This is a genomic window from Clostridium prolinivorans (assembly GCF_004011155.1).
Lineage (GTDB): Bacteria > Bacillota > Clostridia > Clostridiales > Clostridiaceae > Clostridium_AT > Clostridium_AT prolinivorans.
On sequence record NZ_RJWG01000004.1, the window covers coordinates 207,621 to 233,126 of the forward strand.

General features: G+C 27.6%; 14 protein-coding genes. 2 read left to right on the forward strand and 12 right to left on the reverse strand.

Annotated features, from left to right (window positions below):
• Window positions 1–47: 47 nt before the first annotated feature.
• The 3 genes from EGD97_RS06110 to EGD97_RS06120 all read right to left on the reverse strand — a co-directional run bounded on the left by EGD97_RS06110 (window position 48) and on the right by EGD97_RS06120 (window position 6,357).
• A complete protein-coding gene (locus tag EGD97_RS06110; RefSeq protein WP_127836803.1) occupies window positions 48–1,946 on the reverse strand; it encodes a sialate O-acetylesterase in 1,899 nt (632 codons plus the stop codon).
• Window positions 1,947–2,110: 164 nt separating this feature from the next.
• Complete coding sequence (locus EGD97_RS06115; protein ID WP_127836804.1) at window positions 2,111–4,156, reverse strand: glycoside hydrolase family 52 protein; 2,046 nt, start codon at window positions 4,154–4,156, stop codon at window positions 2,111–2,113.
• A gap of 179 nt (window positions 4,157–4,335) precedes the next feature.
• A complete protein-coding gene (locus EGD97_RS06120) occupies window positions 4,336–6,357 on the reverse strand; it encodes an alpha-glucuronidase family glycosyl hydrolase (protein WP_205693949.1) in 2,022 nt (673 codons plus the stop codon).
• Between the two features lie 164 nt (window positions 6,358–6,521).
• Between EGD97_RS06120 and EGD97_RS06125 the strand changes: the two genes are divergently transcribed.
• On the forward strand, window positions 6,522–7,352 hold the full coding sequence (locus EGD97_RS06125) for an AraC family transcriptional regulator (protein ID WP_127836806.1): 831 nt from the start codon (window positions 6,522–6,524) through the stop codon (window positions 7,350–7,352).
• 167 nt (window positions 7,353–7,519) lie between these two features.
• Here EGD97_RS06125 and EGD97_RS06130 read toward each other — a convergent pair whose 3' ends face one another.
• The 4 genes from EGD97_RS06130 to EGD97_RS06145 form a co-directional block, all read right to left on the reverse strand.
• The gene (locus EGD97_RS06130) at window positions 7,520–10,960 is read right to left on the reverse strand and encodes a glycoside hydrolase family 2 TIM barrel-domain containing protein (RefSeq protein ID WP_127836807.1); all 3,441 of its coding nucleotides are present in this window, start codon (window positions 10,958–10,960) and stop codon (window positions 7,520–7,522) included.
• 94 nt (window positions 10,961–11,054) lie between these two features.
• The gene (locus EGD97_RS06135; RefSeq protein ID WP_127836808.1) at window positions 11,055–12,686 is read right to left on the reverse strand and encodes an ABC transporter substrate-binding protein; all 1,632 of its coding nucleotides are present in this window, start codon (window positions 12,684–12,686) and stop codon (window positions 11,055–11,057) included.
• Window positions 12,687–12,761: 75 nt separating this feature from the next.
• Window positions 12,762–13,637 (reverse strand): carbohydrate ABC transporter permease, encoded by an 876-nt coding sequence (locus EGD97_RS06140; RefSeq protein ID WP_127836809.1) that lies wholly within the window; start codon window positions 13,635–13,637, stop codon window positions 12,762–12,764.
• A gap of 12 nt (window positions 13,638–13,649) precedes the next feature.
• Entirely contained in the window at window positions 13,650–14,615 is a 966-nt protein-coding gene (locus EGD97_RS06145; RefSeq protein ID WP_127836810.1) for an ABC transporter permease, read from the reverse strand.
• 329 nt (window positions 14,616–14,944) lie between these two features.
• Between EGD97_RS06145 and EGD97_RS06150 the strand changes: the two genes are divergently transcribed.
• Window positions 14,945–17,287, forward strand: a complete 2,343-nt coding sequence (locus EGD97_RS06150) for a helix-turn-helix domain-containing protein (protein WP_127836811.1) — start codon at window positions 14,945–14,947, stop codon at window positions 17,285–17,287.
• A 78-nt stretch (window positions 17,288–17,365) separates the two neighbouring features.
• Here the strand turns inward: EGD97_RS06150 and uxaC are convergent, their stop codons facing one another.
• The 5 genes from uxaC to EGD97_RS06175 all read right to left on the reverse strand — a co-directional run bounded on the left by uxaC (window position 17,366) and on the right by EGD97_RS06175 (window position 25,501).
• The gene (gene uxaC / locus EGD97_RS06155) at window positions 17,366–18,766 is read right to left on the reverse strand and encodes a glucuronate isomerase (RefSeq protein WP_127836812.1); all 1,401 of its coding nucleotides are present in this window, start codon (window positions 18,764–18,766) and stop codon (window positions 17,366–17,368) included.
• A gap of 33 nt (window positions 18,767–18,799) precedes the next feature.
• The gene (locus tag EGD97_RS06160) at window positions 18,800–22,012 is read right to left on the reverse strand and encodes a glycosyl hydrolase 115 family protein (RefSeq protein ID WP_127836813.1); all 3,213 of its coding nucleotides are present in this window, start codon (window positions 22,010–22,012) and stop codon (window positions 18,800–18,802) included.
• Window positions 22,013–22,237: 225 nt separating this feature from the next.
• Window positions 22,238–23,419: a serine hydrolase domain-containing protein gene (locus EGD97_RS06165; protein ID WP_127836814.1), complete on the reverse strand. Its 1,182-nt coding sequence runs from the start codon at window positions 23,417–23,419 to the stop codon at window positions 22,238–22,240.
• A gap of 283 nt (window positions 23,420–23,702) precedes the next feature.
• Complete coding sequence (locus EGD97_RS06170; protein WP_078681363.1) at window positions 23,703–24,575, reverse strand: carbohydrate ABC transporter permease; 873 nt, start codon at window positions 24,573–24,575, stop codon at window positions 23,703–23,705.
• Window positions 24,576–24,610: 35 nt separating this feature from the next.
• Window positions 24,611–25,501, reverse strand: coding sequence for a carbohydrate ABC transporter permease (locus EGD97_RS06175; protein WP_078681344.1), 891 nt, complete (start codon window positions 25,499–25,501; stop codon window positions 24,611–24,613).
• Window positions 25,502–25,506 lie beyond the last annotated feature (5 nt).

Sequence of the window (25,506 nt, forward strand, 5' to 3'; positions counted from 1 at the left end):
TACTTCACCTCAAATTTTATTTTTTTATAATCAAACTTAAATATTACTTATTCAGTTGTAAAAGGCGATGCTGGCAGCCCTTCTTTATTATACAAATTTGCATCTTTAGGATTATCTGCCCATGCATATCTAACAATAATAGGATTTTTTACTTTATCACTCCAAACTATAACTTTATCATCTTCTATAACAGCCTTTGCCCAAACAAATTTTCTATCTAAACCTGCAATAGCAAAATCTTTTAACTCATTACTATCCTTTGCAACTAATCCTTTGCCTATGTTTGTAAATTTAATAATAATTTTATTTCCGTCAATTTTCATAGATTTGTAAATTGGACCTGAAGAAACAATATCATTATCACCATAAGCAAGTTTTTGAGCTAATAATGCAAGTCTATTCCCTACATCTTTTTTATTTAAAGGATGTAAATCATTCCATTCTCCAATATCAATCGTAACAGCCATTCCAACATTTGAAATATCAAGGCTTTTGCGCTGCTCATCTCTAAGTTCTGCCCAATTACTTTCAGAAGGTTCTAATTTAGCCTTCATAAAATTTGCAAGCTGTACATATAAAAACGGAAAGTCTCCTTGATTAAACTTTTTTCTCCAATCTAATACCATAGAAGAAAATAATTCATGGTAGCCCTTAGGATTATCAGTGTTTGACTCACCTTGATACCATATAACACCTTTTATATGGTATTTTAATAAAGGTGAAATCATTCCATTAAATAAACCTGAAGGTTTATATTCAAAAAAAGTTGTAGGTGGTAATGGTTCATCATTAACCGACCCTATATTGTACTTCCATTCACCTTCTAAATTAATTACTTCATCTCCTATAATAAGTTTATAAGGCTTTTCTTTTATAAACTCTCCTTTACCGCAATTACTAATAACTCTTATGGTAATAACATTTTTACCAGATTTAAGTACATTTTCTGGAACTTCATATCTCCTTGGAGGATACTGATATCCTGTTGAGCCTACACATATACCATTAATGTAAGCTGTATCACTATCAACAATTGTCCCAATTAAAAGTTTTGCTTTTTTTCCTATCATTGAATTTGGAATATATACCTCTTTTCTAAACCATACTACTCCATTTAAAGGTTCTAGTCCTTCATCTTTCCATAATGCAGGAAGTTTCATTGTTGGCCAATCTGAATCATCATAATTTAAATCAAACCATGATAATCCATCCTTTTGCAATCCTTTATCATTTTCATTTAATCTTTTAAACCAGTTATTAATTGCATATTGTTCATCTCTTTTTACATTGTTTATATATTCATCATCTTTAAGTATTTCAATATTTTCAATATCTCCTGAAAATTTTTCTAATGCATCTTTACTCATCCAAGCTGTAATTGGAGTACCACCTACACATGCTTTTATTAGGCCTATTGGTACATGATATTTTTCAAATAATGATTTAGCAAAGAAATATCCTACTGCTGTAAATTGAAGAATATTATCAGAATTTGCACATTGCCAAGTGCCTGACTCTAAATCTTCATTTGTTTTTTTAAAATCGTACTTATCTGGAACAATAAACTGCCTTATATAAGTATTATTGCAATTAGCTATTTCATCTTCATAAATAGGCTTTACTCTTTCCATAGGTATTACCATGTTGGATTGTCCTGAACAAATCCATACATCACCAATAAGTATATTCTTTATTTTTATACTTGTAGAAGCCTTTATTTCCATATCATAAGGTCCACCTGCTTTTAATTTAGGTAAAATAATTGTCCAATTTCCATTATAATCAGCTATGGTACTATAAGATTTATCTATAAAATTTATTGTTACCCTTTCGCCTGAATCCGCTAAACCCCATATTTTTATATTTATATCTCTTTGTAATACCATACCATCACTTATTAGTTTAGGAAGTTTAAGCTTTGAATTAAGGTCTTTATTTAAATTCATAAATTATCACCTATTTTCCTAATATTAAATCGAATTAAAACAAACCTTGTTTAAACTATTTTTCATAAGATCAAATAACTTTTAAATTTAAGCTATACAACTTTTTATCCTATTATCAGAAAACTTCCTAGGCAAAAATTTTTCTCCTAGGAAGTTTAGTTAAATTATTTCATCCAAAGTATACTTGTAACAAGTCTAGGATATAGCCTGCTGCCTCTTGCAGTTCCAGTATCACTATTTACCTGATCTGTAGCTGCCTCTTCACTGCAGCTTACCTGCTGCCAGCTTTCGTGTACTCTATCCCATTCTTTTTCAACATCATCTCCAAAATTCATATTTAATATTTCTTTAATTACGTATTGTGATAAAAATATTTTACTATTCCAAGTATTTTTACTTGTAGAAGATAGCTTCCATCCACCAGAAACTTCATCAATACAAATTCCTGGTCTTAAGATTGTTTTAATATGTTTTTTGAGGATTTTTATTAATTCCCCATAAGTTCCAGTTTCACTTACTGCGTCTACATTACCAACTACATAAGGATAAACAAGGGCTTCTACGGCTGGAATTATTCTTGAAGTATTTCCTTTTTCAAATACAGCTGGAATATATCCTTCTTTTTCATCAAATTTACTTACTATTGTGTCTGCAGCTATATTTGCTCTTTTTAAAGCTTTTTCTGCTAATTCTTTATGTCCATTTTTTTCTAAAATTGTATTGAGCAAAACATATGCTGCCCAGCTTTTCATTCCTAAGTATAAATTATTTCTTGCTTGTCCAAGACTAACATCAAGACTATCATAAGTTGTAATTTCAGAACCACTTTCACATCTTGAGCTATCAACATCCATTATTCCATCATTATTTTTATCTCTTGATATAAGCGATTTAAAACATTCCTCAAAAATATTTATATTTTTTGCTACCCATTCTTTATCATTAAGTTTTAATGCATATACTCCAGCTGTTAATGTCCAATTTAACAATTGTTCATGAGTCATATAACTAAAACAACCATTAAGATTTGGGAGTTCATAAGAAGAATATCCTTTTGGTGAAAATCCATTAGCAACTCCCATATCATGAGTAAATGCCAACCCTGCCTGATCGTAATAGCTGTATCTTTCTACAAATAAATCTAACACATTTGCTACAGTCCAAGGATGAAATTTCATTTCCCAAAAAACATGATCTATTGTTAAATCAAAGGTATTCATCATTATATATTCTCCTTCGTTAACAATCCATAAAGCATTGCCATCTTCCTTTTTCATAAGCTGAGTATTTGCATGATAGCTATGTGTTGCATGAGCTATAAGGAATTTTCTATGTTCATTTAAATTACTTTCACTAAGTTCTTTATCTCTTTGAGCGGCTAAATTTAGATAATAATCAGCATTTTTTAATCCAAATTCTATAACTTCTTCTAAAGAATTAAATACTTCTGTATAATAAAACTTGGAGTTGATACCTGTAGTTATAATTCCGCTTTGATAAGTTGCAAGAACTATAGTATATGTTTTTGAGCTTCCTTTAGGAACCTTAAATATTAAAGATGGTGCTCTTCCTAAATCATGATTTTGATAATTATCATTAGCCCAAGAAGTTAATATATCAAGTCTTGAAAGCTCTCTTACATCTTCGCTATTTGATATACCAAAACCGTATTGTGTTGAAAAAGCTGCTCCAAGATATTTATTATCAGTAGTTTGAGATAATCTTCTTTTAAGTCCTTCAATCCCAAATATCATTTCAGCATCTGAAGTACTATTTGTATTATCAAGAGTTAACTTTGCAAAAATAACTGGAGCAAAAGCAAATTTTTTTTCTTCATCAGTCATTATTGATGGCTCTTTAACATTACCAAATGGAGTAATTAAAGAGAATTTAAAATTACCTGCACTCCAAGTATCTGATGCCCATCCAATTTCTCTATTTATTTCATTTTCAGAAAAAAGTTCAATTGATTTTTCTTTTTTTGTATCTGCAACTTCTCCTGTAAATTCTTCTTCTGCGCTATTATCACTAATAGTACAGAAAGGAAGAAGTTTAATTTTACCTTCTTGTTTAAAACCTATAAGAATATTACTTTGTGGTGGTCTTACATCACTTAAAACAAAACCTCCTCCTTTACCTATTTTTCCAATAATAAAACTAGAAAATGCTCCAAAAGCACTATGATGCATATGAAATGATTTATTTTTCATAGTATATCTCCTTTCAGATAATTACTTATATATAATATATCTAAACCTTTTCACTATTTAATTGTACAATTTTCTATTGATTTTTTCAAGGTTTTTTTAAAACTATTTTAAAAAGTTTTACGTAAAATAATATACTTTTATATAATACTATCAAACTTTATTTAGTTTTAATTTTTTTATTATTCGTATATTTTCCTGCATTTAGCATCTTTAATTCCCGTTTTTCTATAAAAATAAGTATTAATTACATCCCTCCATTCTTTTGAATCTTTAAGTTGTATCTGAAATTTATCTAAAACAATATTAAAATATTCTTCGCTTATCTTTCCTTTTAAAGATAGCCATTTTTCTATAAATTTTTCTACTTTTTCTACACCTTCAAAATGTGTATCATAAATATGCTGAATTACTGTCTTCCCACTCTTTAATTTATAATTATACGGTACATGATGAAAAAACAATAATAACTCTTCAGGACAAGTATCTATATTTTCATACATAGAAGATACAGGTTCATTATATTGTGCTGTATACCCTGTACCGGTTGCAATTGTTCTATCAACACCAAGCCCTCTCCAATCAGCATAATGGTAAGTTCCCCAAGGTGTATATTCATAACCATCTACACTTGGACCGTAATGGTGATGTGGATAGACCATCCATCCTATTCCTAATGGACTTGTATAATTTTCATATACTTCTCTTGATTCCATAAGCATTGAAACTATTTTTTCAACTATTTCGCTATTACATCCAAAAGTAAGTTTAACCCACTCTTTAGCTATTTCTTCAGAAGATACCTCTGGGTTCCATGCTATTCTTCCTAACCCATATAAATTAGCTTGAGCAAGAGGGTGTCCTGTCCAACATTTACTATCTCCTACATTAGATACTGCAGTTATACCTCCATGTTTTCTATTAAATAAACTTCCATCTGCAACTTTTCTTACATAAGAACCTTTACCTTTTGCATAAGTATCAAAATCAAGTACTTCTTTCCACATAGGTAAAAGATAACATAAATGTTTTTGTTGCCCTGTATATTCCTGTGTAGCTTGAAATTCAAGAATTATATTTGTATTTTTCATTGCACCAAATAGTGGTGAAACAGCTTCTCTTATTTGAAAATCCATTGGGCCATTTTTTATTTGTAAAATTACATTATCTTTAAATTGTCCATCTAACGGTTTAAAATTATCATAAGCTGCTTTTGCTCTATCTTTTGTCCTATCTCTCCAATCAAGAAGGCAGTTATATACAAAACATCTCCAAATTACTAATCCACCAAATGGTTCTAAAGCTTCAGCAAGCATGTTTGCTCCTTCAGCATGATTTCTTCCATAAGTAAATGGTCCTGGTCTAAATTCTGAATCTGCTTTTACAATAAAACCTCCAAAATCAGGAATAAAACTATAAATTTTAGCTGCTACATCTTTCCACCATTCTTTAACTTCATTGTCAAGAGGATCTGCTGTTGATAATTCTCCAATCTCTATGGGCGCTGCAAAATTAATGCTTAAATAAGTTTTTATTCCATATTTTCTAAATTCATCAGCAAAAGCTGCTATATGTGGAAGATACTCTTCAGTTATAAATTTTGTTTCAAGTTTATGAACATTAACATTATTTATAACAATTCCATTTATTGCTACTGAAGCAAGCATCCTTGCATAATCTCTAATTCTAGATGTATCTTTAATTATTTCATTATCTTTATAAAAAAATGATTGTCCTGCATATCCTCTTTCTATATCTCCACTTATATTATCCCAGTGATTTATCATTCTTAATTCATTTTTAGGAAAATCTATTATTAATGCTTCTTCTAAAGTTTTCCCAGTAACAATTGATTTAATTAAATTAAACACTCCATAAAGCAATCCTATATTATCTTTTCCTATTATTGATAAAACTTTATCATCATAATTTTCTATTTTAAATCCTTCTTTTTTTAATTCCTTATTATTTAATATTCCTAAAAAAATATGAGGCTCCTTTGGAAGTTCATTAGTAATGTGTGGATTTATATTAAAAATTTTATTTATTGCTAGTTTTAATTCTTTTACTCCTGAATTTATTACATCGTCACTTTCTTTAAAATAAATTATATTGCAATATTTTTTATAGCTTTCTTTTGTCTTTAATTCTTTACAATTATCATAATTTAACCAGCAGTCATAAGTGCTGTTTACATTATACATACTTTTATCTCCTCTCATAATAAATAAAATTTGCCTTCTATGAAATCGATTATAAATTTTATTTACCTTTTAATCCATATAATATATAATTATATTTGTACAATATAACTATATTAATTTTTAAATTTTTATTTTTTATTATAATTATAATGGAGCTAAATATTATGGAAAGCTATTCAAAAGAATTATTAGTTAATATATTTCCTATTATTTCGTATGCTGTTAATAGAGATTGTCCACCTTCATGGAAACTTGTAAAAACTACTATTAATTTTCACAATCTAATGCTTCTATATGATGGTGAAGCTGTATTTTTTAAAAATGGAGATATGTTTAAAGCCTCAAAAGGAGATTTAATATATTATAAACCCGGAGATATAAGAGAAGCTTATACGTTCCCTTCAAACCCTATGAAATGCTTTGCTGTTGAATTTTTGTATACATGTCCTATACTTAATAATTCAAAATGGACACTTACTAACTGTGATTTACCTTTTAAAACAATTGAAAAACTAGAAGATGAATATTTATTTAGAAAACTTTTCGATTTATTTTATGAGCTTACAAATTTAAAACTTTCTATAAAAGGTACTACCACAATTAAAGAAAGAGCTGTTTTTACTGAAATATTATCACTTCTTTTTCAATATGAAAAAAGGCCTCATTATAGTTATTCAAATTTTAAGAAAGTTGATAAAGTAATTAACTATATGATACAAAATTACAACCAACCTATAACATTAAAAAGCCTTGCTGACTATTTACAGATTAGTCCTTCATATCTTGGAAATATTTTCAAAAGCATAACTGGTAAATCAGTTATTGATTATTTAATTCATATAAGAATTAATAAAGCAAAACATTTTTTAAAAGATGGACTTACAGTTTCAGAAACGGCAAGAAAAGTTGGTTTTAATGATGTATTTTATTTTAGTAGAGCATTTAAAAAATATGAAGGAATAACCCCTTCTCAATTTATTAAAACTACAACTTAAAAAATTTTTAATACTAATATAATTAAAAATTAATTAAGTAAAAGAGGATACTGAAAATTCATATCCTCTCTTTATCTATTACTATTTTAATTGTTTAAATCTTATATTACTACTAAGTACTAAATTAATATTTTTTATCTACTACTATTTATCAATCAACATATTCCTTAATCTTCAAATCTAAACCATCCAAAATCAAAATTACATCCTGGTAAAAAGATAAAAGTAACTTTTTGCATTCCTTTTATCTTTTTTAATTCAAATACTTTTTCTTCATATTTGTCAGAATAGGTAAATTCAATAATTTGATTACTTTGCCCTTCATTGTTTTCAAATTTTATATGAATTGTATTTTTATCAATTGAAGATCTCCCATAAATAACTATTTTTGATGTGCCATTATCTGAAAAATCCATATTTTCAAATTCTAATGAAACATTGTTCCCTATGCCTTCAACTTTATTTTCATTTACTGTAAAAGTATCACCGTATATGTGATCACTTTGTGCCGCATTGTTTTGTTCAAAAGCTCTATTCATTTTTTTAAAATAGAACCCTTTTATATGAACTTTTGCATGAAAAACAAAACAAATTGAAGTAATACCTGAAAGTTTTTTAGATAAACGGTAAGTTTCTTCTTGATAAACATTCCATTTTGATGGCTTTTGATATATTACATCAGCTAATAATTTACTTCCTTCTTCATTTGGAATTCCCTGCCAAATTTGAAATGGATATTTATCATCTGATAAAGCAAAAATAGGAATAGTTATTGTATCAGAACCATAAGGACCAAAATCAATATTGCAAAATCCTACTTGAGTTTCTCCGTCTCTAGCTGTTGCTATCCCTTTTTCATTTCCATTACCAATCTCCCCTTTACTATAATCATAAAGCCCTGCCGATATAAAATTATAAGGATCTTTATATGCTTGACCAAGTTCCTCTGCTTTAAATTCTAATTGAGATATAATTTTTATTTTATTACTCCCATTCTTACTAGTACATCTAACTCTAAATTTTCCATCACCTAAAGCTGTTATTTTGGCTTTATGCCCAAATTGTTCTATTTTAGCTATATTTGATTTTATACCTGCATCATTTACCACACTCCATTCTACTTCTTTATAAGAAGTATTTTCTGGATATAATTTAGCTATCACATTTATTTCTTTTATTGATTTATTAAAAATCTGTCCTTCTTCGCTTATAATTTCAATTTTACGAAGGGGTATTTCTTCCTCGCTCCCCATAATACATGGTAATTTTTGATTTTTCATAAATGCACAAATACCTTCTAAATTTTCATCTTCTGATTTAATAGATTCAAATTCTGCAGTCTGACTTTTTAAACCTTTAGAGGAAACTTCAATATAAATTTTCCCAGGTTTTAATGTTGCTCCTATAATGGCCATTAATTTACCATTAAATAATCTTTTACTTAATCCTTTATATTGATCATAGTCTGTACTATCACCATTATCTAACCCAATCAAACGACCTTCACCAGTAACATTAACATGTACTCTATTGTTTGCATTTTCTACTATATTTCCATATTCATCCTTCATAGTTATTTCTACAAAAATTAAATCAGTACCATTTGCAATAAGTGTTTCTTTATCAGCACATAAGCAAATGTTCTTTGCATCTTTAAATGATTTTTTTGTATCTGTTGCAATAATATTACCTTTTTCATCATAAGCTATTGCTTTTATTTCACCTTCTTCATAAGGTATTTTCCAATGACCAAGAAGCTTATTCCCATATTTATGATCAATATCATAAGTTCCTATTGACCTTCCATTAAATTGAAGCTCAATTTTAGGTGCATTAGAGCATACCCTAACATCAATGATTTGACCTTTATTAAAATCCCAATAAGGGAAAATGTGAACCATTGGCTTTATCTTGTAATCTGTCCATTCTGCTTGATATATATAATATGAATCTTTTTTAAAGGTAGCAGTATCAATTTGTCCAAAATAAGAGTTTTTTGTGTGATACGGTGTAGGTTCCCCTATATAGTCAAATCCAGTCCAAATAAATTGACCTAAAGAAAAATCAGTATCTCTTTCTGCAATAATACATGCTTCTTGTGATTTTGCTCCCCAACTAGTTGAACTATTACCAAGAGCAGAACATTGCTCATCATCATCTGCAAGAATAGATTGCTCAAATGGAAAATGATATACACCTCTGCTTTGTACTATTGAAGCTGTTTCACTGCCATATATAATCCAATCTGGGTATTTTTTATGGTGATTTTGATAATATTTTTCTCCATAATTATATCCAACAATCTTTACAATATCAGCACATTTTTGAGCATTTTCCCAAGGCATATAATTTGAGCAAATTGTAATTTTTGCATTTTCTTTTGGATCATATTTTCGTACATGAAGAATAAGCATTTTTGTTATTTCCTGACCTCTATCACTTGCATGAGTATCATATATTTCATTTCCAATACTCCACATAAGAAGACTAGGATGGTTTCTATCTCTCATTATCCAGCTTTTTATATCAGCAGCAACCCAATCTTTAAAAAATCTAGCATAATCATAATTAGTTTTTGATCTTTCCCACATATCAAAAGCTTCTGATAATACTAAAAATCCCATTTCATCCGCTAAATCCATAAACTCTAGCGCAGGCATATTATGAGCTGTTCGTATAGCGTTTACACCCATTTCTTTTAACATATTAAATCTTCTTTTTAAAGCTGTTTTATTAAATGCAGCACCTAAAGCTCCTAAATCGTGGTGCTCGCAAACTCCCTTTAATTTTATTTTTTTACCATTAACTTTAATGCCTTCATTAGAATCAAGTACAATATTTCTAAATCCTATATTTTGAGATATTGATTCAATTTCTTCTATACATTTTAGTCCATTTTTATCTGTTTTAATTATATATAACTTTGTAATAAGCTTATAAAGATTAGGTTCATCTGTACTCCATAATAGAGGATTTTCTACAAACAACTTTTGTAAATTATGTTGATTTGGATTACTTTCTGCATAAACTATCTCAGATGCCTTTGCAATAATTTGATTTTTATATATAATGATATGAGATATTTGTATATTTTCATAAACATTTAATTCTGTATCAACTTCTACTTCCCATCCATTTGGTGTTTGTTTTGTTGATACATATATTCCATTTGTTTCAATATAATTTTTATCCCTTGTTTTTAACCACACATTTCGGTATATACCTGCACCAGAATACCATCTGCTGTTTGGACTTTTATGTACTACTTTTACAATAATTTCATTTTCTCCTTCAATAAGTGCATTTGTTATATCATGTTCAAAAGAAGAATATCCATATTTCCACTCTCCTTTAAATTGCCCGTTTACATATAAAGAAGAGTCCATATATACTCCATCAAAGCACAAAAGTACTTGACTTTCTTTTTTATTATATACAAATTTTTTACGATACCATCCTATACTATTTTCATAAAGATTTAATGTATTATATATAAGCCAGTCATGAGGTATATCCACTGGTTCAAATTTTAAATTACTGCTATCTGTAATTTCTAAACTACTTTTAGCAAATTCCCATCCATCATTAAAAAGTATTTTTTTATTCATAATTTATTTGTTCACTTCCTTTAGTGTCTATAATTTTCCCTATTAAGGAAATTCGGATGACAAAATTGCCACCCGAACCAAATTTTAAATTTTACTATTTTAATTTATCTTTTGTATTATCATATACTTGATTAGCAAGTTCTACAAGCGAATCAGCACCCTTAGCTTTACATTGAGAAACAAAATTATCCCAATTACTTAACGGTTCACTACCAAGCATAAATTTAAGAGTTTGAGCTTTAACATAATCCATTAATGGAGTATCCTTCATATTAAATTGCTCTCTTTGGTCTTCATTAAATAAAATTGGAGGAGCTGGAGGCAGCATTTTTTTGTTTGCCATTGAATTTTGTAATGATATCTCTAAATCATTCATCATAGACATTTTAAGGTCTTGAGAACCACCATAAACAAATACACCACTTCCATAACCAAAATCTTTTCTCAAATCTTTAGTTCCATTTGGATTCATACCATTAAATGTTATATCTGGCATAAGTGTTCTCTTTCCATTGCTGTCTTTTTTAAATGTTGTTCCTTCAACACCCCATTTAGTTAATTCTTGTCCTTCATCACTATACCATAACCAATCAACAAATCTCATTATATCTTCAAAATGAGGATTATCTTTAGCTTTTGAAGATATCATTATACCATTTTCTAATCTGCTTGCAAATACTACATCTCCCTTAGGTCCTGCAGGAGTAGGCATATGTAAAAGTACAAATTTATCTTTTCCTAAATTCTTTTCCATTGTCTTTTGTATATCTAATGTTTCTTGAGTATTAGAAGATATAACAAATGATTTTCCAGTTATAAATTTTTGTTTAGCTTGGTCATCACTTTGAGTAAAGCTTTCAGGATCCATTAAACCTTCTTTAACAAGTTTATTCCAATAAGTTACAAAATTTTTATACTCATCTGAAATTGGTCCAAAATAAAATTTATCAGCATTTTCATCGTATTGTAAACCATTTCCTGCACCCCATCCAGCTGAAACACCAAATGTAGGAGCGGCTACATTTGTAATAGCATCTGTCTTCCATCTATCTGAAAAAGGATAACTATCAGGATATTTAGCTTTTAATGCTTTTAATGCATCATATACTTCGTCCCAAGAAGTTGGAATTTTTATTCCATTTTGATCAAATATATCTTTTCTTATAAGTAGTGAATAATCATATTTAGGTTTTTCATGAAGGCCAGGTAAAATATAATACTTACCATCAGCCTGCATTACTTGTTTCATATCTTCTTCCATATTCCAATCTTTAATTTTCTTTTGCATATTAGGCATATATTCAATATAATCACTGACTGGAAGTATTGCACCCGAAGGTATAAATTGCACTTCTTCACCTGGATAAGTTTTGGGAATTATTATTGGTGCATCACCAGTACTTATAAGTAAACTTCTCTTTTGTGTATAATCACTATATGGAACAACAGTAAGATCTAACTTAACATTTGTTCTACTCTCAATTTCTTTAAATATTGTCCAAGTATCCTTATAAGGATAATTTGGCATGTCATTAAATAACATACTTACGCTAAATGCTTCTTTAGCTTTAAAAGGTTTTCCTGCTTCTTGTGTAATGTCAGTTTTTGTTTCAGAAATATTATTTGTGTTTGTTGTTTCTGTTTTTTTGCTACATCCAACTAGCAAACTAGCTGTTAAGCTAAAAACTAACGTTGTCATAACTAAAGTCTTTAACTTTTTGTTCATTCTTCTTTCCCCCTATATAATTTTATTTTATAAAATTGGAACAATATTCCAATTATACGCATAATCATTAAATTATTAACCTTTTACAGAACCTATCATAACTCCAGTTACAAAGTATTTTTGTATAAAAGGATATACACATAATATTGGTAAAACAGTTAATACCATAGAAGCTGATTTTATAGTTGCAGCTATTTGTGTTGATTTATCTGAATCCATACCACTAGCTGCATCAGTTTGCTGTGCCCCTGCTATTATATTCCTAAGATATAAAGTTACTGGGAACAATTCTTTTTTATCCATATAAAGAAATGCTCCAAACCAACTGTTCCAATTTCCTACGGCATAAAAAAGAGCCATTGTAGATAATATAGGTTTTGATAATGGAAGAACTATCTTTAAAAGTATTCCATAGGTATTTAATCCATCTACTGAAGCAGCTTCTTCTAATTCATTAGGTAAGCCCTCAAAAAAGGTCTTCATAATCATTAAATTCCAAGTACTTATTGCTCCAGGAATTATCATTGACCAAATTGTATTTCTCATTCCAAGGTACTTAACAAGTAAATAATTTGGAATTAATCCTCCATTAAAAAACATAGTAAATACTGCAAAACCTAGAAAGAATTTTCTACCTTTTAATCTCTTTTTAGATAATGCATAAGCAAAAATAGTAGTCATAAATAGCGAAACAGCTGTTGCTAAAACTGTATATATTATAGTATTTTTATATCCTATCCAAAAAAATTTTTCTGACATTACCTCTTTATATGTAGCAGTAGTAAACCCTTTTGGATAAAAAGTAATCTGCCCTGCATAAACATATTGTTCACTGCTAAAGGACTGAGCTATTAGGTATACAAATGGATAAACTGTAATAATAATTACAAAAATCATTACCAATATATTAATAACTTGAAAAGTTTTATAAGATTTAGTTACCTTCGCCATATTTACCCTCCTTTACCATAAGCTTGTTTCTGTAAGTTTTCTCGAAACAAGATTAGCCGAGTATACTAATATTAATCCAATAATTGATTCAAACAAACCTATTGCAGTTGCATAACTAAAGTTATTTGATTGCAACCCTAATCTATATAAATAAGTTGCAATTACATCTGATGTTGAATAAGTCATTGGATTATAAAGTAATAATATCTTTTCAAAACCAACATTCATAATTCCGCCAATATTTAATATTAATAAAGTTACAATAGTTGGCAATATACCTGGTATAGTTACGTGAAGTGTTTGTTTCCATCTATTAGCTCCATCAATTTTAGCTGCTTCATAAAGTTCTGTATTAATATTTGATAAAGCAGCTAAATATAAAATAGCTCCCCATCCTAATCCTTGCCAAATTCCTGAAATTACATAAATAGCAGGAAACCATTTAGCCTCAGCTAAAAAATTTATTGTATGCCCTGTAAAATGCTTTATAATCATGTTTATTATACCACTAGATGGAGATAATATTTCCATTATCATTCCAGCTATAATAACTGTTGATAAAAAATGGGGTAAATAAGAAGCAGTTTGTACAAACTTTTTAAACTTCTTATTAGTTAATTCATTTAACAGTAATGCAAATATTATTGGAAAAGGAAATCCTATAATTAATGATGATAGACTTAAAACTAAAGTATTTTTAAAGACCCCCCAAAATGTTGGATCGTTTACTATCATTTTAAAATATTTTAATCCAACCCATTTTTCACCATACACTGGTCCACCTGGAACAAATTTTCTAAATGCTATTATATTACCAAACATTGGACCATATTTAAAAATAACATAGTATATTACTGGTAATATTAAAAGACTATATAACTGCCAGTCTTTTTTAATAATGGTAAGATTTTGTTTAAACGATGTTTTTTCTTTAACTTCAATATTGCTTTTTTGTAAGCTTTGAGTTTCAGTTTTCATTAAAAACATTTCCTCCTTTCATCTTGACTCATTTGATTTAACGTCTAGATATAAAGTAAACCATTTCAAATAAAAAATCTACAAGCATTTTTTTAATATATTGCAAAAATCTACTTTTAATAGATATTAAATTTTTAAAATATTGCATTTAATTTAATTCTATATAATATGCGAATATTGCAATGTATATAAAAATTGCAATATTTATGGTTTTTTATGGTAAATATCTAAATATTTTAATTTAATTGAACATATGGTATAATATATTTAAAACGTTATCAGATTAAAGTTGTAATATTCACTTTTTATTGCTAGGAGGCCCTTTTTTCATGCTTAAATTATATTCTGTAAAAAACTTTACACAAAACAGGAAGTTTTTCAAAACAATATTTATATATATTCTTATACCTATTTTGGTCGTTTTTTTTACTTCTTTTATTATGTACAACTATTACAAAAACATATTTCAATCTCAAATTGAAAAAAATTATATAAACAACCTTTCTGCCTTATCTACAACTGTAGATAATTTATTGATGGAACTGCAAAATACTACATTGCTTTTGTCTTCAGATAGCAATCTTTATGATATTTTTTATTCTGAAAATAAATTAGATATAAATGATAGTTATAAAATTGCTTCTATGACATCTACTTTGCTTAAATTTAGAACTACTAAAAAACTTATCGATAGTGTTTATATAATTCATAAGTCTAGTAATGAAGTACTTGACACTTCTGGAACCTATACAATGGAAAATTTTTTTACAAAATCTTTTAAATATAGTAATTATGATGAAAATTTTTGGATGAACTATAATATTAAAACTAATTTTTATCAGCTTTTAAAACCTTCTCTTTTGAAAAATGAAAATTACGAATTCCCTCAAACACGCATGGTAATTCCTTTTGTTACTTCTAATATCACTAGCATTAAATCAAAAAACATGTTTGTAATAAACATAAGTGTTAATGAATTATCTAAACTTTTAGATAAATATAAACTTATTCCTAGCAGTAAAATGTGTATTATAGATAAAGATGGAACTTTAATAGCTTCAAATGATACTAGTATTAATAATGAAATTACAACTAACAAAGATTTTTTGTCCAAACTTTCAAAATCAAGTAACAATATATTTGAATATGATTTAATGGGCAGCAAAACTTTAGTTATTAATTTTAACTCATCATCTGCTAAATTTAATGGTTTTACTTATATTGCTTTTATTCCTTTTGATGATTTTTATAATCAAATAGTAAGTGTAAAAAAATTAGCTTATATCATTTTATTTTCTGGTATATTTTTATCTATAATAGTTGCTTATTTTTCAAGTAAAAGAATATATAAACCGATAAATAATATTGTAGAATTTTTAAGCAAAGAAAACAGTGAAACTGCTATTGAAAATATTAGTGAGGTAGATTATATAGATAATCAAATTAAAAAAATTTTAGCAAGCGAAACCAGTTTAAAAAGAGATCTTTCAATAGTAATGCCTTTAGCTTCAGAACAATATTTAATAAAAATACTAACAAACAGTCATTCTCTTTTAGATGATAATATAAAAAATTTTATACATGATAATAATTTTAATTTTAAATATCCTGCATTTTGCGTAATTATTGCTGAACTTAAATTTACAGAAAAATATTTTAATAACTATAGTAGTGATGAATATCTAAGTTTAATAAAAGGTCTTTCAAAAATACTTAGTAATGTAGCTTTAGAAAAATACTTAACTTATGTATTAAGTCTTAGAAAAAATACTTTATGTGTTTTAGTTAATTTACCTGAAGATGAAATTTTAGAAAATATTACTTCTAATATTAAACTCATAATGACATTATTTGATTATGATAAAGATTTACTAACAGTATCAGTTGGAATAGGAAGAATTTATTTAGGATTTGCTGGAATGAACAAATCATATAATGAAGCTCAAAAAGCTCTACTTTCTTTATCTCCTTTAAGTAGTGAAAAAATTAATGTGTATACTGAAATAAAAAATAATTATAATTTTCAATATTCTATAAATGATGAAAACAAACTTTATAATTATTTAATAGGAAATTTTAAAAATGAAACTATTTCTTTTCTATGTTCATTAATAGATAAGAATTTTAAGAATAATCCTTCAGAAGAAAATATTAAAAAATTTTATTTAAGCATTTATAATACAATTTTAAGAGTATTAAATGAGAAAAAAATTAATGTTGAAAATTTAATGGGAAATAAATATATTAATATTAATTCTGATTTAGCATTTTTATCACTAACTGATATTTATGATTACATTTTTTCTTTAGTAAATAATCTTTTATCTGAAGATAAAGTAAATAATAAAGTTAACATAACTCAGATAACAGATTATATTAAAAAACATTATGCTGAAGATTTATATCTTGAAAAAGTTGCAGAATATTTTAATATCTCAGACAAATATCTTTCAAGATTATTTAAAGAATCTTTTGGTATGGGATTTCATGAATATTTAACTTCATTAAGAATTTCAAAGGCAAAAGATTTACTTTTTGAAAGTAATTTAAGTGTAACAAAAATTGGAGAAATGGTAGGTTTTACTACTCACAGCACTTTTTTTAGAATATTTAAAAAATATGAAGGCATAAATCCCAGCCAATATAGAAAAAATATTAAAGACAAAATTTAAAGTGTCTGCTACAAAATAGATTATAAATAACTTTAATTACAAACTAATTTCTATTTTGTAGCAGACACTTTTATTATTTTATATTAAAAAGTATTGTTTTGCATTATAATAACTTATATCTTTAACAATTTTTTCTAAAAGTTCCATATCATTTGGATATTCTCCATTTTCAACTAAACTTCCTATTAAGTTACAAAGTATTCTTCTAAAATATTCATGTCTTGTATAAGAAAGAAAACTTCTAGAATCTGTAAGCATTCCTACAAAACAGTTTAATAGCCCTACATTTGCAAGAGTTTTCATTTGTTCTATCATTCCGTCTTTATTATCTAAAAACCACCAAGCTGCTCCAAACTGTATTTTACCCTTAATTCCATTTCCTTGAAAACAGCCCATCGCAGTTGCTAAAACATAATTATCTTTAGGATTAAGTGTATATAAAATTGTTTTAGGCAGTGAATTATTCATTTCTAATGAATTTAAAAGTTTGGTAAGTTTTATCGCAACATTATCATCATTTATAGCATCATAACCAGTATCTGACCCTATTGAAGCATACATTTTTGTATTATTATTTCTAGTTACATTCATGTGAAGTTGCATAGCCCACCCAAGTTTAGAATAAAGGCTCCCTAAAAATTTTAAAGTATAGGTTTTATATTTTTCTTCTTCTTCTTTTGTTACAATTTCTCCATTTATAGCCTTTGAAAATATACTACATACTTCTTCTTTTGATGCTTCCATATAAGGAATACTCTCAAGTCCATGATCAGAAATTTTACATCCAACAACATTAAAAAATCTCGCTCTTGCTTCAAGTGACTCCAAAAATTCAATATAATTGTTTATTTTCTTACTGCACACTTTCTCTAATAACTTAATCCATTCTCTAAAATCACAATTATTAATATTAAGAGCTTTATCTGGCCTAAATGTTGGCAAAACTTTTACATTAAAACTTTTATCTTCTTTAAGTTTTATATGATATTCCAATGAATCAACAGGATCATCTGTTGTACATATAACTTCAACATTAGATCTTTTAATAAGACTTCTAACACTGTAATCTTCACTTTTTAAAAGTGTATTAACTTTTTCCCATATGAAAGGAGCAGTTTTTTCATTTAATGTTTCATAAATGCCAAAATATCTTTGAAGCTCCAAATGTGTCCAATGATATAATGGATTACCTATAGCCATTGATATTACCTTAGCCCAAATTAAAAATTTTTCATAATCTTTGGCATTGCCTGTTATATATTTTTCATCTATACCATAAGCTCTCATAATTCTCCACTTATAATGATCCCCATAAAGCCAAGCTTCTGTTATATTTTTAATCTTTTTATTTTCATATATTTCTTTAGGGCTTAAATGACAATGATAATCTATAATAGGCATTTTTTTAGCAAAATTATGATACAATTTTACAGCAACATCATTGCTAAGTAAAAAATTTTCATCCATAAACTTTTTCATTTAAATCTCCTACCTTTTATTATTTTTTATTATTCATACTATAGGTGATTTTATTTTAAAATTTAATTCTTTATTTATTTTTTCATATTTTAACTTTGCTTTGAGTATATAATATTTAGAATTTTTATCAATTTTAAAACAATAATTGTACATTTCTTTGCTATTTCTTGGAATAATATCTGTAAAACTAATAGAATCTATAATATTTTCTTTCTCATCAAACAAAGAAGCATTTATTACAAAGCTATGACTATACTCACTTCTATTAAATACACCTAGTTGTAATACAAGAGGTTCATCTACTAATTCATTTTTTAATCTTAATGTAGGTTTTAAAACTATTATTTCTTTTTTATTATAATCATAGACTGATTTATAATTTGATATATTTAATGACTCATTTTTAGTTTTCTTGCCTCCATAATAGCTCTCCGGTGGACCAAGATAACTTGGTTTAAGCCCACCCATATCCACTAAAATTTTTTGCAAAACCACAATAGGATCAACCATCCATATTTTCAAAGTATGATATCCTCTGCCTTCAATATGATAATTTGTTTCTGCCTTTCTAATATTATAAATAACACTTTCAGCCCAATCTTTTTCGCAGAAGCTCCCATCTTTTTCCGTAGTTATTGCATCTATAATTTTAATATCTCCGTCATCAAACGATATACCAATTTTTAATCCATTACCTTCAACAAAATCAAGTGAAGGAGCTAAAAGTGCAGTTACTTTAACATTACCTGGGTTAACTATGTATAATTTATATTCTAAGCATGGCGAATTATTCGGCGGCACTACACTTGAAGTTACAAAAGGGAAAATAGCCATTGAAGATAGAGTTCTCCCATAATTAGGTATCTTTTCCCAGCTCATCCCATTTACATTTACTTTGTTTGTGTAATGCTCTGCTTCTATTGAAATATATCCATTTGTTTCAATAAAACCATCTAAAGATTTTCTATCTAAATCTTTAGGATTAAATACTTCTAATTCAACTATAACTTTATTCCCACAAGAACTTGTTATAATTATATTCCCTTTAACATTATCTCCTTTAGGAACTAAGTCCCAGTCAATATCTACCCAAACTCTCTCTTCTTTTTCTATAATTCCTTCATTTAAACTTACATTTATCCATCTTGCATCTGTTTCTATCTTGAAACTGAAGGCATCTGATTTTTTATTAAATATATCAATATATCTTCTTTCTCTCGTAAAAACATCAAATTGAGGTAGCTTACATTTTTTATTTGTATAACTAAAGCTTTCTTTAGATCCTTCAACTGCAACTCCCATCTCAGAACCTTTTTCTAAAACTATTCTTTTAACTTCAGGCATAATATTTTTTAAAGGTTGATTCCAATAAGTATAACCTATATGGGTTTGATCCATCATATGATTCCATTTACCAAAAGCTAATCTCTTATTATAATCAAAAGTAAGCTCATCATCTGCTTCAAAAATTGCCTCTGCCTTATCTGCTAAATCATTTGTAAGCGCTCTTCCTTGATCTGCATATAATTTATTTTTTTCAACAGTTAAATAAAGCTCATTAACTTGCAATGAAGCTTTAACAGGATATAATACAAGTTCAAAAAAAGCATCCTTTAAATTTTCTTTAAGCTCTTTATATATTTTTTCTGCTTTAGAATTTATATAATAAAAATCTGATAACACTTTTTCTGCTTCTTTATAGTTTATTAAACTATATAATTCAACATTATTAAGAAGCTCAGGCTTAAGTCTTCCATTAAATTTAGAATACTGATTTATAATATACGCTATATCTTTTGCATACTTTTCTCCAAATTGTGCCTCAGCCCATTTCACACTAAATTCCCACATATTATCTTTAGTAAATTCATTTATATTCCAAGCCATACGCATAAAATATTCTGTAGGAAATTCCATTGGTTTTAAATCACCAACATTTAATATCCATATCCTATCTGCACCATATTCATAAGCTTTATTCATTTGTTCCCAAATTTTTTCAATAGGTACTGTATTGATCCATTTATAAGATCTTGGTCCTCCAACATAATCAAGATGATAGTATATTCCTGCACCTCCTTTTCTTTTTCTTTCTTCTTCTGTAGGTACTCTCCTTAAATTTCCATGATTATCATCAGACCATAAAAGAGTTATGTCTTCAGGTACTCTCATACCAGCTTCATAATAATCTTGAACTTCTTTGTATAAAGCCCAAAGCTGAGGAACTTTAGTTACATCTGAATTCATCTTTTCAGCAATAATCTTGCGCTGATCTTTAACAATTTTTTCAAGCAGCTTAATCTTTTCATTAAATGTGAGCTGGCCTCCCATAGGCTCATCTCCATCGCCACGCATACCTAATGTTATTATACTTTCATAATTTTTATTTCTTTCTATTCCAAATTCCCAAAATTTATATATATAATCTTCATTTAAATAATAATCCCACGGTCCTTTTTTATGTTTTTTCCATTCTCCATGTGCTCTTAGCATAGGTTCATGATGAGAAGTTCCCATAACAATTCCATATTCATCAGCAAGAATAGGATTTAATTCATCATCTTCATTAAAAGCATTATCCCACATAGCAGGCCAAAGGTAATTTCCTTTAAGTCTTAATATAAGTTCAAAAACCTTTTCATAAAATTCATGAGTAAAATCTCTATAATTATCTCTAACCCATGACATAAGTGAAGGACCTTCATCATTAAAAAATATTCCTCTATATTTTACAGATGGTTCTCCTTGTTTATATATACCTTTCTTAACAATTAAAGTATCCTTATGTATAACTGGAACATCTGCCCACCAATACCAAGGTGATACTCCTATTTGTTCAGATACATCATATATTCCAAAAATTGTACCTCTTTTATCGCTTCCAGCTATTACTAATGCTTCTTCAATACCTTCAATAGGATTAGGTACAACTTGAATAACAAATGATTCCCATTTGCCTTTAGTATCATAAACATCAAGTTTACCTTTTTTTATTAATTCATCAACAACATCACTTTTCCCAATAGTGCCTATTATAACTGTATTTTTTGAAACAGAATTAATATCATTTTTAATTTCAGGCAGTATATTTGTTACTTTATTAACATCTTCACAAAAAGTTTTTACTGCTCTTATAACACCTTTATAGTCATTATTAGACACATAGATATCTGCAACTTTTGAATTATATGCTAATTTAAAGCCACTTTCACTATAAACATTTTCTATATATTTCTCACTAAACATGTTCTCCCCCCTGTAAGCTTTAAGTATATTATTTATACTATCATCAAACAAAAAATTAGAACATGTAATATATTATTGTATTTGTAATATATCTCTATATTTTTATAACATTTTCAATAAATAGCTTCTCTAACAGTATAATCATTTTATAAAATATCTTTCTCTTGATTTTATTTATTTAAATTGTTAAACACACGTATATAAATTAAATTATAAAATTAATATTTAATTACAACATGAACTTAATATAATATTTCGTAGCTTTCTTGTAAGTGAAGTAGTTCCTGAATCTTTCTTTTGCATCATAAATAAAAATGTTAAGCCTTCCTTTGGGCAATTACAAAAATATGTACCAAGCCAGCCATCCCATCCATATTCTCCAAGGCATGCAATATCTCCAGCTTTGCTGCAATCTATCATTACTCGCATTAAATTACCATAGCTGTATCCACTTAGAGTATACCAAAGATCAAAATTCTTTTGCTGCGTAGAACTTAAAGTCGCAGAAGTTAAATATTTTACTGTTCTAGGTCGTAAAATCTGAACACCGTCAAGGCTTCCTTCATTTATAAGCATTCTAGCAAATTTTGCGTAATCATCTATAGTAGAAGCCAATCCAGCTCCACCAGATTCAAATTCAGGATTTCTGTCCATTTTATTGATAATACCTAAATGATTTCCTGTATAAAGAACTAATTCTCCATTTCCATCATCAGCATAAATTTTTGCAAGACGCTCTCTTTTTTCTTCAGGTACCCAAAATCCAGTATCTTTCATATTTAATGGTTCAAACAATTCTTCATTTAAAAATTCTCCAAATCTTTTACCACTTACTACTTCTACAACAGCCCCCAATACATCAGCAGAAGTTCCATATGCCCACGAAGTTCCAGGTAAAAATGCAAGTGGACATCTTCCAAGTTTATTCATAGACTCCAAAGTACTCATTGGTGAATCACCTAATAATCTTTTATCTATTTCTTGAAACAAAGCTTCTATATCTTTCCCCTCATTGCCTTCTCCTCCATATAAAAGTCCTGAAGTCATTGAAAGCAAATCCTTAATTGTTACTTCCCTTTGTACTTTAACCAAACATCCATTTTCATAAACCATCTGATTTTTAAACCCTTCAATAAAATTACTTACAGGCTCATATAAATCAATTTCACCTCGTTCTAAAAGTATCATAACTGCAGCTGCCGTAATTGGTTTGCTCATAGAATATAATCTGAAAATAGAATCTCTTTTAATTGGAATTTTTGCTTCTTTATCGGCCAACCCATCTTCATGATAAAATATTTCTTTTCCATCTTTTATAATCATTAAGTTTGCACCAGCTAGTTCATTGTTATCTATACTTTTTCTCAGTACTTTTTTTATTTGGTTAATTTCTCTTTTATTTAACATTTAAATCCTTCCTTTCTCTAAATTAGACTTATAATTAAATTATATTAGCAATTTTTGAAATCGTATACCTATATAATTTTATATCATTTAATATAAAAATTAGTACAGTATTAATTTTTACTACTATTTTAGAAATAAAATATATTAAAGATCAATGCTGGTAAATTGTATATAAAATACAAAGCGATAAATAACTAAATCATATTGACTTAGTTATTTATCGCTTACACCTTAATAAAAAATTTATAGAAACTTATAATTATAATCATTTTTTATAATACAACTAACCTTTAACAGCACCAGCCATTAAGCTTTTTTGTACTTGATTACTTAAAGGTATATATATTAATATTGTTGGCAATGTTGCAATAACAAGCCCTGCTACAATTGGTCCCCAATCTGTTGAATGTTCTCCTGCCATAGACATTATTCCAACAGTTAATGTTTTAAGTTTAGGATTATTTAAAAAAGTGTTTGCAAACATAAGTTCATTCCAGCTTGATAAATATGTGAATATTGAAACTGTAGCTAATGATGGTTTTAATAATGGTAAAACAATTTTAAAGAAAGCTTGATATATATTACATCCATCTAAACATGCAGCTTCTTCTAACTCATAAGGTATACCTTCAAGAAAACCTGTCATAACAAATATGCCCATTGGAAGTGCAAAAGCTATATAAGGAATTATTACCGCCCAATAAGTATTTAATATATGAAGTTTCTTTTCTATTAAAAATAATGGTAATAAAGTTGAATGAATAGGAACCATCATACCCAATAAAAATATAGTTAATACTATTTTGTTGTATTTCCATTTCATACGAGTTACAGCATAAGAGGCTGTTGCTATAAAAATATCTGATACTATAATAGTTATTGCCGTAACAATTAAACTATTAAAAAAATATAATCCTACTTTTCCACTAGTTAAAGCAACTTTATAATTAGATATTCTCCATACCTTTGGTATTCCTAAGACATTGCCTCCAAAAATTTCTGCATTATTTTTAAAGGAAACCAATACTAGCCAAATTAAAGGATATAACTGAATTATAGCAACAATAATTAATATAACTAAAAGTATTATATTTTTAATACTTCTTTTTTCACTTTTATCTTTTCTTAAACTAAATTTAAAACTTCTATTTTTCATTGTTTCCATTTTTATTTTCCCTCCTTCAATTGGTATTAAGCTTCCTTTTGTTTTCTTCCCTCAAATAATTTTTGAATTATTAATGTAAATACTAAACATTCTACTATAATAAAAATAGACATAGAGCTTCCATAACCATACATATATTTATTAAATATTGTGTTATACATTAACGTACTAGGAACTTCACTTGCATGAAGAGGTCCTCCATTTGTCAATATATAAATTAAATCAAAAGATTTAAATGATCCTGTAACAGCAAACACTACACAAACTTGTAATATAGGTTTAATAAGAGGTATAGTTATTCTTGTAGCTATTCTAAATTCTGATGCCCCATCAATTTTTGCAGCTTCATATATATCTGGAGAAATTGATTTAATTGCAGCATACATCAAAAGCATATGATATCCAATATACTGCCAAACGATAGGCACAAAAGCTGCTCCTAAAGCTGTCTTTGTACTTGCAAGCCAAGGTTGTGCTAAAGAACCTAATCCAATTTTTTTAAGTATAACGTTTAACATTCCATAATTAGGATTATATATTTTCATCCACAATTGCCCAATAACAACAGTTGAAATTATTACTGGTATAAAATATACAGTTCTAAAAAAATTCTCTCCTTTTACTCCTCTAGCTAGTACTAATGCTAATAAAAGTGATAAAGGTAATTGTATAAAAACAGAAAGCGCAGCAAGAATAAATGAGTTTTTTACTGATTTTGTAAAACCATCAGTATTATTAACAAATAAATTAATATAGTTTTTTAAACCTACAAAAGATCCTTTACCAATTCCATCCCATTTTAATAAGCTATAGTACACAGAAAAACAAATAGGAAGTATAATAGCTACAATAAATATTAATAAAGCTGGAAAAACAAATAAAAATATGGCTTTCTTATCTTTTAAAATCTTGTCCAAATTAG

Coding starts and splice junctions, on each gene's coding strand:
- EGD97_RS06110 (WP_127836803.1), bottom strand. CDS start 1,946: ATGAATTTAAATAAAGACCTTAATTCAAAGCTTAAACTTCCTAAACTA.
- EGD97_RS06115 (WP_127836804.1), bottom strand. CDS start 4,156: ATGAAAAATAAATCATTTCATATGCATCATAGTGCTTTTGGAGCATTT.
- EGD97_RS06120 (WP_205693949.1), bottom strand. CDS start 6,357: ATGTATAATGTAAACAGCACTTATGACTGCTGGTTAAATTATGATAAT.
- EGD97_RS06125 (WP_127836806.1), top strand. CDS start 6,522: ATGGAAAGCTATTCAAAAGAATTATTAGTTAATATATTTCCTATTATT.
- EGD97_RS06130 (WP_127836807.1), bottom strand. CDS start 10,960: ATGAATAAAAAAATACTTTTTAATGATGGATGGGAATTTGCTAAAAGT.
- EGD97_RS06135 (WP_127836808.1), bottom strand. CDS start 12,686: ATGAACAAAAAGTTAAAGACTTTAGTTATGACAACGTTAGTTTTTAGC.
- EGD97_RS06140 (WP_127836809.1), bottom strand. CDS start 13,637: ATGGCGAAGGTAACTAAATCTTATAAAACTTTTCAAGTTATTAATATA.
- EGD97_RS06145 (WP_127836810.1), bottom strand. CDS start 14,615: ATGAAAACTGAAACTCAAAGCTTACAAAAAAGCAATATTGAAGTTAAA.
- EGD97_RS06150 (WP_127836811.1), top strand. CDS start 14,945: ATGCTTAAATTATATTCTGTAAAAAACTTTACACAAAACAGGAAGTTT.
- uxaC (WP_127836812.1), bottom strand. CDS start 18,766: ATGAAAAAGTTTATGGATGAAAATTTTTTACTTAGCAATGATGTTGCT.
- EGD97_RS06160 (WP_127836813.1), bottom strand. CDS start 22,012: ATGTTTAGTGAGAAATATATAGAAAATGTTTATAGTGAAAGTGGCTTT.
- EGD97_RS06165 (WP_127836814.1), bottom strand. CDS start 23,419: ATGTTAAATAAAAGAGAAATTAACCAAATAAAAAAAGTACTGAGAAAA.
- EGD97_RS06170 (WP_078681363.1), bottom strand. CDS start 24,575: ATGAAAAATAGAAGTTTTAAATTTAGTTTAAGAAAAGATAAAAGTGAA.